The following is a 12,415-nucleotide window of genomic DNA, read 5'->3' on the forward strand; positions in this document are numbered from 1 at the left end:
ATCGTCATGGCCGGTATCCCCAGGAGAGACCATGCGCGCGACCCCCGATTTTGATTTCCAGCTCGGCGAAACCGCCGACATGATCCGCGAGACCACAGGCCGCTTCGCCGACGAGGTCATCGCCCCGCTGGCGGAGAAGATCGACCGCGAGGACTGGTTCCCGCGCGAATTGTGGGAGCAGATGGGCGAGCTTGGCCTGCACGGCATCACGGTGGAGGAAGAGTTCGGCGGGCTGGGCCTCGGTTATCTCGAACACGTGATCGCGTGCGAGGAAATCGGCCGGGTCAGCGCCTCGGTCGCGCTGAGCTATGGCGCGCATTCCAACCTGTGCGTCAACCAGATCCGTCGCTGGGGCAATGACGAGCAGAAGCGCAAATACCTGCCCAAACTCATCAGCGGCGAACATGTCGGCAGCCTCGCCATGTCGGAAGCGGCTGCAGGGTCCGACGTCGTCTCGATGAAGCTGAAAGCGGAGACCGTGCAGGGCGGCTACCTCCTGAACGGGACCAAGTTCTGGATCACCAATGCGCCCGAGGCGGACACGCTGGTCGTTTATGCCAAGACCGATCCCGAAGGCGGTTCGAAAGGCATTACCGCCTTCCTGATCGAGAAGGGCATGAAGGGTTTTTCCATCGGCCAGAAGATCGAGAAGATGGGCAATCGCGGTTCTCCCACGGCAGAGCTGGTGTTCGACGATTGCGAAGTGCCGGAGGAGAACGTGATGGGCCCGCTGCATGGCGGTGTCGCCGTGCTGATGAGCGGCCTCGATTACGAACGCATCGTGCTGTCGGGCGGCCCGCTGGGGCTGATGCAGGGCTGCCTCGACACAGTCTTGCCCTATGTCCGCGAGCGCAAGCAGTTCGGCAAGCCCATTGGCAGCTTCCAGTTGATGCAGGCAAAGGTGGCGGACATGTATGTCAGCCTCCAGCAGGCACGCAGCTATGTATATAATGTCGCGAAGGCGGCGGATGCCGGGCAGACGACGCGGTTCGATGCGGCGGGCGCGCTGCTCAATGCGTCGGAACGCGCGGTCGAGCTGTCGAACCAGGCGGTGCAGGCGCTGGGCGGCGCGGGCTACACCACCGACTGGCCGGTCGAGCGGTTCTATCGTGACGCGAAGCTGCTCGACATCGGCGCGGGCACGAACGAGATCCGCCGCATGCTGATCGGCCGCGAACTGATCGGGGCGGCGGGGTGATGGTGACCGATCGCGCAATTGCGGGGTCATGCCTCTGCGGTGCCACAGCCTATGCCCTCTCTTCTCCTTACGACCGGCTGGAAGTGTGCCATTGCATTCAATGCCGACGCGCCAACGGCAGTGCGTTCCACATGGTGGTGCCGGTGACCGAAGAGCAGGTCGAATGGCAGCGCCGAGACCGCATAAGCGAATACGAGAGCAGCCCCGGCAAGGTCCGCGCGTTCTGCTCGGGCTGCGGCGCGCCCGTCTACAGTCGCCGTGATAGCCGCCCCGGACGCCTCCGTCTGCGCGCCGGGCTGATGCCCGACCTGCCGAAACCGCGCGATCTCGCCCAGCAATACGGCGAATACGCCTTGCCGTGGATCGAAACGCTCGCAAAACTTGTGGCCCAACCCGAAGAACCCGTACCATGACCGCACACGTTCTCACCTCCACGCTCGATCGCGAGGCGCCGGATGCCAAGGCGCGTTTCGAGCACAACACATCGCTCGCCGCGGACCTGCGCTCGACCGTCGCCGCTGCCGCACTTGGTGGCTCGGAAGGCAGCCGCGAGCGCCATGTGTCGCGCGGCAAACTGCTCCCGAGGGAGCGCGTCGAGCGGTTGCTCGATCCGGGCAGCCCGTTCCTCGAGATCGGCCAGCTTGCCGCCAACGGCATGTACGGCAAGGACGCAATCAACGGTGCAGGGCTGATCGCCGGGATCGGACGCGTGTCGGGGCGGCAGGTCATGATCGTGTGCAACGATGCCACGGTGAAGGGCGGCACCTACTATCCGATGACGGTCAAGAAGCATCTTCGCGCGCAGGAGATCGCGCAGGAGAACCGGCTGCCATGCATCTACCTCGTCGACAGTGGCGGGGCGAATTTGCCGCACCAGGCCGAGGTCTTTCCCGACCGCGATCATTTCGGGCGCATCTTCTTCAACCAGGCCAATATGTCCGCGCTCGGCATCCCGCAGATCGCCTGCGTGATGGGCAGCTGCACCGCGGGCGGGGCTTACGTTCCCGCCATGTCCGATGAGACGGTAATCGTGCGCAATCAGGGCACGATCTTCTTGGCCGGACCGCCACTCGTAAAGGCTGCGACGGGCGAGGAGATCAGCGCCGAGGACCTTGGCGGCGGCGACCTCCACGCGAAGAAATCGGGCGTGGTGGACCACCTTGCCGAGAACGACGAGCACGCGCTTACCAACGTGCGCGATATCGTCAGCCATCTGGGCGACAACCACGCAGCGGCGAAGGACATCGACCTGCACGACCCTCGCCCGCCCAGGTTCGACGCCGACGACCTCTATGCCATCGTGCCGGAGGACGTGCGCGCACCCTATGACGTGAAGGAAATCATTGCGCGGCTGGTCGACGGCAGCGAGTTCCACGAGTTCAAGCAGCATTACGGCAGCACGCTTGTCTGCGGCTTCGCGCATATCTGGGGCATGCCGGTGGCGATCCTCGCCAATAACGGCGTGCTGTTTTCCGAAAGCGCGCAGAAGGGCGCGCATTTCATCGAGCTGGCCTGCCAGCGCCGCATCCCGCTGCTGTTCCTCCAGAATATCTCCGGTTTCATGGTCGGCGGAAAATACGAGGCGGAAGGCATCGCCAAGCATGGCGCGAAGCTGGTGACAGCCGTCGCCACCGCCACCGTGCCCAAGGTCACCGTGGTGATCGGCGGCAGCTTCGGCGCAGGCAATTACGGCATGTGCGGCCGCGCCTACAGCCCGCGCTTCCTGTTCACCTGGCCCAATGCGCGCATCTCGGTGATGGGCGGCGAGCAGGCCGCCAGCGTCCTCGCCACCGTCCACCGAGATGCCGATAGCTGGACCGAGCAGCAGGCCGAGGAATTCAAGGCCCCGATCCGTCAGAAATACGAGGACGAGGGCAACCCCTATTACGCCACCGCCCGCCTGTGGGACGATGGCGTGATCGACCCGGCCCAGACCCGCGACGTGCTGGGGCTCGCCTTCGCCGCGACGCTGGAGGCTCCCGTTCCGGAGCGTCCGCAATTCGGCGTCTTCCGGATGTAGAGCTGCGGTTCGCGGGGGAAGGAACCGATCCGCCGTTACCGTCGTTCGGTCAGGTAGAGGGGCTTGGACGGAGACGAGGAGAGTTTTCGTGAGCCAGAATATCCTGACCCTGCTTTTCATCGGGCTGGTGCTTGTCATCGCGATTGCTGCGTGGCTGACCCTGCGCAAGCGGCGAACCGACCATTTGCGCGACCGCTTCGGTGACGAATACAATCGCACGGTGGGCGATGCCGACAATCGCGGCAGGGCCGAAGCCGAGCTGGAAAAGCGGGAAGAGCGGGTCGATGCGCTGCAGATCAGGCCGCTGACGGCGGAGGAGCACGGCCGCTTCGCCGATGAATGGCACGACGTGAAGGCGACCTTCGTCGACAGCCCCACGGAAGCGACGCTCCACGCCGACCGCATGCTGGGCAACATGATGAAGACCAAGGGTTTCCCGATGGCCGATTTCGATCGCCGTTACGAAGACCTGACGGTCAATCACGGGGATGTGGCGCGCCACTACCGTGACGGACACGAGATCGTCGACCGGCATTCGGCAGGCAACGCCACGACCGAGGATTTGCGCCAGGCGATGAAGCATTACGAGGCGTTGTACGACCATCTCGTATCCGACGCCGAGGGCCCGGTTGCAGGCGGAAACCGTGTCACCGGCCGTGATATAGACGGCGATGGACGGCCTGAAGGCGCTACTGTGAATTAAGCGCCGGTCCCGGCCAAAAGGCAGGGTCGCAAAAGCATCCCCCGCTGCTAAGAGGTGGCGGGGGAGAATTCCGTCTTGTCTGACAAAGCGCGCCGAAAGCCGTCGATCCTGTCGCGTATCGTGCGGCGCATCATCTGGTGGATCTATCGTTTCCAGGGCTGGAAGATCGATAGCGGGCTGCCCGATATTCCGAAATTCGTGATCGCGGGCGCGCCCCATACCTCGAACTGGGACTTCGTGTTCTTCACGGGCGCCACGGCGGAAGAAGGTATCGCGCCCAGCTTCATGGGCAAGCACACGCTGTTCACCGGCTTCATGAAGAACTTCATGTACGACATGGGCGGCGTGCCCGTGGACCGGACGCGGCGCGCAAATTATGTCGAACAGGTGGCAGACGCGTTCGCTGCGGCGGACCACCTGGCCCTCGTCATAGCGGCGGAGGGTACGCGATCGTCCGACGGGGAATGGAAATCGGGGTTCTGGCACATTGCGCGCGCCGCCAAGGTGCCGGTCGTGGTGACATGGGTATCGTGGGACAGCCGCACCCTGGGCTTCAGCGAACCGATCTGGCCCAGCGACGATTATGCTGCGGACCTTGGAAGGATTGCCGACTTCCTGCGATCGAAGCGCCCCGAATACGAGCGCTACAAGGTGCTGGAGGCGCAGGCCGAACGCTTGAGGATGGAAGCTGAGACGACATGACCGATGCGCTGCTGCTGAATGCCGCGATACTGGTGGGAATCGTGCTGGTCCTGTGGGCCCTGTCCGTCGCAATCGACGACGTGTCGTTCATCGACGCCTTCTGGGGCGCCGGCATGGCGGTCATGGCCATCACCAGCTGGCTCCAATTGCCGGACCGCGGACCTGCGGCGAACCTCCTGCTCGCCATGACCTGCGCATGGGGCTTTCGCCTCGGCATCTATCTCTTCGCGCGCTGGTGGAAAGACGGGGAAGACCAGAGATACAAGCGCATGATGCGAAAGGCGCGAGAGAAGGGGCGCGCCGCCTTCGCCCTGTCGGCCCTGTTCAAGATATGTCTGGGACAGGCCCTACTGCTGTTCCTGGTGTCCAGCCCGGCGCAGGTCGGCATTCTCGCCGCCGGGAACGACAGCGGGATTACCGGCCTTGCATGGGCAGGCCTTGCCCTGTTCCTGGTCGGCATCTTCTTCGAATGGGTCGGGGACTGGCAATTGCAGCGGTTCAAGTCGAACCGCGCCAATGAAGGCGAAATCCTCGACACCGGCCTGTGGCGCTACACCCGCCACCCCAATTATTTCGGCGATGGCTGCGCGTGGTGGGGTATCTGGCTGGTTACCGCTTCGGTCGGCTGGGAATGGGCGCTCTACACCATTGCCGGGCCGATCTTCCTGACCTTCACCCTGACGAAGTGTCGGGCGCCGCCCTTCTGGAAAGCGGCATGAAGAAGAAGCGCGGCGGGAAGTACGAAGATTACATCGAACGGACCAGCGCTTTCATCCCCTGGCCTCCGAAGGACGCAGGCTGAGCTTTTCTCTGGCATCCACTTTCGCACGGTTTGCCTGAAACTTTGGACCCGGCTGGCCGTTGGTCAGGTAATCACTTGCAACAGAGGATACCTCAATGAAAACCCTGACACGCCTTGGCCTTGCCGCCCCGCTCGCCCTTGCCCTTGCTGCATGCGGCGGCGCCGAAACGGACGAGCGGGTGGTCGATGACGGCACGACTGCCGGCGTCGATGTCGATGTTCCGGAAGTGGACGTCGAATATCCCGAAGTGCCCGTCGATGCGCGCGGCACCGTCGATTACCAGCGCACCTACACCAATGCGGGCAGCGCTGGCGGCGCGTCCTCGATCACGCTCGGCGCGAACGACAGCTATACCATGGTCGGTGCCGACGGAACGGAGACGACCGGCACGTTCAACTGGTATTCGGACAACAGCCGCATCCTGATCCGCGAGAACGGGGAAAGCCAGGTCTACGCGGTGGCCGATGGCGCGCTCTACCGCCTGGCGGACGAGAATGCCGATCCCAATGGCGCACGCGATGCCGGCACGACCTATATGGCCGCCCAGTAAGCGGGCGCTGCTCCTTTCGGGGAGACGGTAGAAAGGGCCGCCGGTTCGTTCCGGCGGCCCTTTTCTTATGCCGCTTCGCCGCCTAGATCGGCGGCATGACAGAGGATGGACGATGAACGCGCCGATGAACGATGCAGGCGAGCGCGCGCACCTCGTGGCGCAGGCGCTGGAGCTGACGCGAACGGAAGGCAAGGTCGTGACCCGCGCCGATCTCGCCCGGGCAACGGGTTCTTCCCGCAGCAAGATCGACCGGTCCTTCCCGGAAGAGGACATGCTGTTCGACGGCGTGGCGGAGGCGTTCTACCAGCCCCAGATCGAGGTGATGGAGCAGGTCGTCGACAGCGATCTCCCGCCGCGCCGCAAGCTCTATGAATTCATCGCCCGCCGTTACCTGATGCTGCGCGACGATTTCCGCCGCGATCCGGCCGGTTTCCGCGCCTTGTGCGAAGCGGGTTCGGACGCGGCCGAGCGGGTCAGGGGCTATGTCGACCTCGCCGACCATTACCTCGCCATGATCGTTGCCGAGGCGCAGGGCGAAGGTGCGCTGCCCGGCCTCAAGATCGACGAGGCGCTGCCTGTCATCAACCAGATGGTGCTGTGCTATACCATGCCCGACATGATCGCCCTCATCGACCAGCGCCTGAACGAGCGGAAGCTGGCCCGGATCGTCGATACGATCTTCTACGGCCTGTCGGGCAAGGATGGCGGCGCGGCGCCGGTCGCGGGACTGCGCGCGGCGGACTGAAGCGCCGCCGCGACTGGTGCGCCCGGGGGCCTAGAGGTCCTGCGCCGCAGCCCAGGCCGATGCCCACGCCCACTGGAAATTGTAGCCGCCCAGCCAGCCGGTGACGTCCACCGCTTCGCCGATGGCGTAAAGGCCCGGCACCGACTTTGCCTCCATCGTGCGGGACGACAATTCGCCGGTGCTGATGCCGCCTGCAGTGACTTCCGCCTTGGCGAAGCCTTCCGTGCCGTTCGGCATGAATTGCCAGCGTTTCAGCCTCTCGCCCGCCTGGCGTAGCGCCTTGTCCGAAAGGCCCTGCAGCGGGCCGGACAGGCCCAGCCGCTCCGCCAGCACGCGGGCGAGGCGTTCCGGCAGGTGTTCGCGAAAGAGCGCCGTGACATCGGTCTGGCTGGCCTGCCGTTTGCGCTCCAGCAGCCAGTCCGCGCGCTCGTCGGGGAAGAAATCGACCGCCACCGGCTCGCCGTGCTGCCAGTAGCTGGAGACCTGCAGCATGGCCGGGCCGGACAGGCCGCGATGGGTCAGCAGCGCCGCCTCGCGAAACGACGCGCCGGTCTTGCCCTTGCCGGCGGAGGCGACGACCTCGGCGGATACGCCCGACAATTCGCGGAACAGCACGTCTTCCCCGCCAAGGGTGAAGGGCACGAGGGCGGGTCGGGGCTGCACGATCTTCAGCCCGAACCGCCGCGCCAGGGTGTAGGCGAAATCGCTCGCCCCCATCTTCGGGATGGACGGTCCGCCGGTGGCGATGACCAATCGGTCCGCAGTCAGCGCGCGGCCATTCGCCATGACCGCGAACCGTCCGCCGTCCTGCACCACCTCGGTGACGTCCTGTCCGGTCATGATTTCGGCCGCGCCGCCATCCCTTGCCGCAGCGCATTCGGCCAGCAGCATGTCGACGATCTGTTTCGACGGGCCGTCGCAGAACAGCTGGCCCAGCGTCTTTTCGTGCCAGGCAATCCCGTGCGCTTCCACCAGCGCCAGGAAGTCGCGCGGGCGATAGCGGCTGAGCGCGGATTTCGCGAAGTGCGGATTGGCCGACAGGTAATGCTGCGGACCTGCGCCGATATTGGTGAAATTGCACCGGCCTCCGCCGGAGATCAGGATCTTGCGGCCGACCTTGTCCGCTTTCTCCAGCACGGCGACGCGGCGCCCGCGCTGGGCCGCCTGCGCGGCGCAGAACAGGCCCGCTGCACCTCCGCCCAGGATGATGGCATCGTAGGACATGGCCCGGCTGCTCTCAGCGATCCCCGGGTTCCAGCGGTACGGAATGGACCTCGCCATTGGACAATTCGCGATATTCACGCAGCACGGTCCAGCCGGCAATGAACAGTCCGGCGACCAGCGGCCCGATCACGATGCCCGACAGACCGAACGTGGCCAGCCCGCCCAGCGTCGTCAGCAGGACCACCCAGTCGGGTATCCCCGTGTCTCGCCCCACCAGGATCGGGCGCAGCAGATTATCCGCCATGCCTATGACGAACACGCCGGAGGCCAGCACAACCAGCCCCTCCCAGATGCTGCCTGTAGCCAATAGCCAGATGGCCGCCGGGCCCCACACGATGGCGGGACCGATGGCCGGCAGCAGCGAGAATATGCCCATCAGCACCGCGAACAGCACGACGGACGGAAGGCCCACGATCCAGAAGGTCAGCCCGCCGAGAATGCCCTGCACGATGCCGACGACGAACGTGCCCTTGATCGTCGCGCGCACGATGTTGAGGAAGCGCTCGCCCAGTCGCTCTGCAATGTCGTGATCGACGGGCAGAGCGCGCAGGATTTCTGCGCCCAGCCGCGTGCCGTCGCGCAGCAGGAAATACATGACATACAGCATGACGCCGAGCGCGAGGAACCAGCCGAGCGCGCTGCCGCCGATGGACACGGCCTGCCGCGCAATCAGCCCGGCGCTTTCCGCGACCAGTTGCTGCAGGCGGTCCTGGATTTCGGCGAGATTGGTCAGGCCGCTGCTTTCCAGCTGGGCCTGCATTCCTTCGGGGAGGGCGGTAATGATGTCGCGGAACCAGCCCACGATGTCGATGCGCCCTTCGCGAAAGGCGACGACGATGCGCGCCGTCTCGCGCACGACGACGCTGCCGACCCAAAGCGCCGGCAACAGCACGGCGAACAGGATGACCACCAGCGCCGCCGCCGCCGCGCGGTTGGGATAGGTCGGCATCCGGGCCAGCATCCAGTCGTAGAGCGGGCGGAAGATGATCGCCGCCATCGCCGCCCACAGCAGGGGCGAGATGAACGGCCAGACGATGTAGACCAGGCCCGCCGTCAGCAGGAGCAGCAGCAGGACGAAGCCTCCCTGTTCGATATCGATGATACGTTCGCGGTGGTTCATGGCCGTCTCTTCACTCTGCGCGGCGTCCAGTCGCTGGGGGTCCGCCGGTCCGACAATGCATAGCGCAGGCTGGCCCCGATCATGAGCGCGGCAAGCGCGATGATGCCGATGGCCCAGACCGAGTGCGGCAGCAGCAAGGCAGCCTCCAGCTGGCCGGTGTCGGACAGCATCGTACCGCCCCCGATATCGGCCTGTTCCATCAGCAGGTAATCCCACTGCGCGAACATGGACAGCGCCGCCTGCAGGCCCAGCAATTGTAGGGCGAAACGGTCCAGCCACGGCGTGCCCTTCAGCCCGATCGCGACGAGCCCCGCAGCAATCAGCGGCAGGACGATCCAGCCGGTCATCCCGTCGACCCAGATGACGGTCGACAGCGCGATGGCAGCGGCCAGCAGGAACAGGGCCGGCTTCCACGCGCGCGGATGGGCCGAGGCGATGATCAGCAGCGAACCGATAATGGCGGGGCCGATGGGACCGGCTGCGCTGATGGTCGCTTCCTTCAGCCGCGTACCGCGCAGGGGGCCGTAGGATTCCGCAACGCCCGATCCGTCGGGGAAGAGGACCAGCCGCTCGAAATCGTAACCGACCATGACCGCCGCCATGCCGTGGCCCATTTCATGGAACCAGGTCGACAGGATCATGAAGGGGTAGAGCACCAGATTGCCGAGCGGCAGCAGCGGCAGCACGATCAGGATCGCGCCCGCCAGCACCAGCGCCTTGATATGCTCTTCCCGAGAATGGATGGCCGGCGTCAGGCCCACATTCGTCCCGCAGGATCAGACATCCAGGTTCGCCACGTTCAGCGCATTGTCCTGGATGAATTCGCGGCGCGGTTCGACAACGTCGCCCATCAGGCGGGTGAAGATCTCGTCGGTCACGTCGGCATCCTCGACCTTCACCTGCAGCAGCACGCGGTGATCGGGATCGAGCGTGGTCTCCCACAGCTGCTCCGCATTCATCTCGCCCAGACCCTTGTAACGGGAGATGGACAGGCCCTTGCGGCCCGCCGCCAGCACGGCGTCGAGCAGCTGCGTCGGACGCGTGATGGCATCGTCATCGGTGAAGGACGGGCTTTCGCTGTCGACTTCCTCATCGCTTTCGGGGTCGGGAGCGGTGGTTTCCCCGCTGGAGGACCGCACGAGGCGTGCGGCCGTGTCGTAGATGTCCGCTTCTTCCTGCGCAACGGAGTGCAGCTTGCGCGCCTCCGCGCTGTCGAGAAATTTCGCCTCGATCAGGTGGACGTCGGTCACGCCGCGCCACAGGCGTTCGAACCGCACCCCGCCATCATCGGTCAACGCGGCGGTCCATTCCGCCTCCGGGTCGCCCATGTTCAGGCGCCGTGCGGCCTTTTCCATCGCTGCGGCACTGGCCGTGCCTTCGGGGTCGAGGACGCCGGCGAGCGCCATTTCCTCGATGATCTCGTCGCTGTACTTGCGCGGGGCGAAGGCGATCAAATTGCGCATCCTCAGGCCGTGCTCGACCAGAGCGCGGAGGTCTTCTCCGGCGCGCTGCGTGCTGCCGTCGTCCAGCATCCGCCCCTGCAGGCCGCCGTCGATCAGGTAACGGTCCAGCTCGCGGTCGTCCTTCAGATAGACTTCGCTGCGGCCCTTGGCGACCTTGTAGAGCGGCGGCTGGGCGATGTAGAGATGCCCGGCCTTCACGATTTCCGGCATTTGCCGGTGGAAGAAGGTCAGCAGCAACGTGCGGATATGCGCGCCGTCGACATCGGCGTCGGTCATGATCACGATCTTGTGATAGCGCAGCTTTTCAAGGTTGAATTCGTCGCGCAGGCCGGTGCCCATCGCCTGAATCAGCGTGCCCACTTCCTTGGACGAGATGATCCGGTCGAACCGGGCGCGTTCCACGTTCAGGATCTTGCCCTTGAGCGGCAGGATGGCCTGCGTCTTGCGGTCGCGGCCCTGCTTCGCGCTGCCGCCTGCCGAATCGCCCTCCACCAGGAACAGTTCGGAATTGGCAGGATTGCGATCCTGGCAATCGGCCAGCTTGCCGGGCAGGCTGGCAACGCTCATCGCGCCCTTGCGGCTCATCTCGCGGGCACGGCGCGCAGCCTCGCGGGCGGCGGCGGCGTCGATGATCTTCTGGATGATGGCCTTCGCATCGGCCGGGTTTTCCTCCAGCCATTCGGTCATCTTCTCGCCCATCAGCGATTCCAGCGGCTGGCGCACTTCGGAGGAGACCAGCTTGTCCTTCGTCTGGCTACCGAACTTGGGATCGGGCAGCTTGACGCTGACGATCGCGGTCAGGCCTTCGCGCATGTCCTCGCCCGACAGGCTGACCTTTTCCTTCTTCATCAGCCCGCTAGAGGCCGCATAATTGTTCAGCGTGCGGGTCAGCGCAGAGCGGAACGCCGCCAGGTGCGTGCCCCCGTCGCGCTGCGGGATGTTGTTGGTGAAACACAGCACGTTTTCGTAATAGCTGTCGTTCCATTCCAGCGCGACGTCGATGCCGATGCCGTCCTTCTCCGCGGAAACGGAAATCGGCTCGGAAATCAGCGGCTGCTTGTTGCGGTCGAGATATTTGACGAAGGCCGCGATGCCGCCTTCGTAGAACAGGTCGTGCTCCAACGCTTCCTCGGGCCGGTTGTCGCGCAGCAGGATGCGCACGCCGGAATTCAGGAAGGCCAGTTCGCGGTACCGGTGCTCCAGCTTGTCGAAATCGAACTCGGTCACGTTCTTGAACGTGTCGTGGCTCGGCATGAAGGTGACGCGGGTCCCCTTCTTGAAGCCATTGTCGTCGGGGTTTTGCTCCACCTTCGGGGCATCGCCGGTGACTTCGAGGCTCTTCACCGCCTCCCCGTCCTCGAAACGCATCTCGTGGACCTTGCCGTCGCGCCAGATGGTCAGTTCCAGCCATTGCGACAGGGCGTTCACCACCGACACGCCCACGCCGTGCAGGCCGCCCGACACCTTGTAGGCATTGTCATCGGAGGTGTTCTCGAACTTCCCCCCGGCGTGCAGCTGGGTCATGATGACCTCTGCCGCCGACACACCTTCTTCCTTGTGCATGTCGACCGGGATGCCGCGGCCATTGTCCTCGACAGAGACGCTGCCATCGGGGTTGAGCTCGATCAGCACCAGGTCGCAGTGACCGGCCAGCGCCTCGTCGATAGCGTTGTCCGACACCTCGAACACCATGTGGTGCAGGCCGCTGCCGTCGTCGGTGTCGCCGATATACATGCCGGGCCGCTTGCGCACGGCATCCAGCCCTTTCAGAACCTTGATGGAATCGGCTCCGTATTCGCCCATCCGCTTCGCCCCGTTATCGGGAGTGGCGGCTGCGTTTTCGGGCTGCTGGGAAGTGTTTTCGTCCATCCCCTGCATATAGTCGCA

At 64.8% G+C, this 12,415-nt stretch carries 12 protein-coding genes; 8 read left to right on the top strand and 4 right to left on the bottom strand.

Annotation, left to right across the window (positions count from 1 at the left end; translation table 11 throughout):
* The first annotated feature begins 31 nt into the window (after positions 1–31).
* The 8 genes from PF049_03470 to PF049_03505 all read left to right on the top strand — a co-directional run bounded on the left by PF049_03470 (position 32) and on the right by PF049_03505 (position 6,721).
* Positions 32–1,198, top strand: a complete 1,167-nt coding sequence (locus tag PF049_03470; protein WBY17232.1) for an isovaleryl-CoA dehydrogenase — start codon at positions 32–34, stop codon at positions 1,196–1,198.
* Positions 1,198–1,611, top strand: coding sequence for a GFA family protein (locus tag PF049_03475; protein ID WBY17233.1), 414 nt, complete (start codon positions 1,198–1,200; stop codon positions 1,609–1,611). Before PF049_03470 ends, PF049_03475 begins: the two co-directional genes overlap by 1 nt.
* The gene (locus PF049_03480) at positions 1,608–3,218 is read left to right on the top strand and encodes a carboxyl transferase domain-containing protein (protein WBY17234.1); all 1,611 of its coding nucleotides are present in this window, start codon (positions 1,608–1,610) and stop codon (positions 3,216–3,218) included. Before PF049_03475 ends, PF049_03480 begins: the two co-directional genes overlap by 4 nt.
* 88 nt (positions 3,219–3,306) lie before the next feature.
* Complete coding sequence (locus PF049_03485) at positions 3,307–3,921, top strand: hypothetical protein (protein WBY17235.1); 615 nt, start codon at positions 3,307–3,309, stop codon at positions 3,919–3,921.
* A 75-nt stretch (positions 3,922–3,996) separates the two neighbouring features.
* Positions 3,997–4,623: a 1-acyl-sn-glycerol-3-phosphate acyltransferase gene (locus PF049_03490; GenBank protein WBY17236.1), complete on the top strand. Its 627-nt coding sequence runs from the start codon at positions 3,997–3,999 to the stop codon at positions 4,621–4,623.
* On the top strand, positions 4,620–5,342 hold the full coding sequence (locus PF049_03495) for a DUF1295 domain-containing protein (protein ID WBY17237.1): 723 nt from the start codon (positions 4,620–4,622) through the stop codon (positions 5,340–5,342). The genes PF049_03490 and PF049_03495 overlap by 4 nt, the downstream gene beginning before the upstream one ends.
* Before the next feature lie 178 nt (positions 5,343–5,520).
* Positions 5,521–5,976 (top strand): hypothetical protein, encoded by a 456-nt coding sequence (locus tag PF049_03500; protein WBY17238.1) that lies wholly within the window; start codon positions 5,521–5,523, stop codon positions 5,974–5,976.
* A 112-nt stretch (positions 5,977–6,088) separates the two neighbouring features.
* A complete protein-coding gene (locus PF049_03505; protein ID WBY17239.1) occupies positions 6,089–6,721 on the top strand; it encodes a hypothetical protein in 633 nt (210 codons plus the stop codon).
* 30 nt (positions 6,722–6,751) lie between these two features.
* Here the strand turns inward: PF049_03505 and PF049_03510 are convergent, their stop codons facing one another.
* From PF049_03510 to gyrB, 4 genes are read right to left on the bottom strand one after another with little or no spacing between them, the layout of a single operon-like run.
* Positions 6,752–7,945, bottom strand: coding sequence for an NAD(P)/FAD-dependent oxidoreductase (locus PF049_03510; protein ID WBY17240.1), 1,194 nt, complete (start codon positions 7,943–7,945; stop codon positions 6,752–6,754).
* Between the two features lie 13 nt (positions 7,946–7,958).
* Positions 7,959–9,065 carry an AI-2E family transporter gene (locus PF049_03515; GenBank protein ID WBY17241.1) on the bottom strand — a complete coding sequence of 369 codons (1,107 nt, stop codon included), beginning with the start codon at positions 9,063–9,065 and terminating at the stop codon, positions 7,959–7,961.
* A complete protein-coding gene (locus PF049_03520; protein WBY17242.1) occupies positions 9,062–9,826 on the bottom strand; it encodes a M50 family metallopeptidase in 765 nt (254 codons plus the stop codon). Before PF049_03520 ends, PF049_03515 begins: the two co-directional genes overlap by 4 nt.
* Before the next feature lie 15 nt (positions 9,827–9,841).
* Positions 9,842–12,331, bottom strand: a complete 2,490-nt coding sequence (gene gyrB, locus PF049_03525) for a DNA topoisomerase (ATP-hydrolyzing) subunit B (protein WBY17977.1) — start codon at positions 12,329–12,331, stop codon at positions 9,842–9,844.
* Positions 12,332–12,415: the final 84 nt, after the last annotated feature.

The sequence above is a fragment of the Erythrobacteraceae bacterium WH01K genome (assembly GCA_027941995.1).
Lineage (GTDB): Bacteria > Pseudomonadota > Alphaproteobacteria > Sphingomonadales > Sphingomonadaceae > CAJXSN01.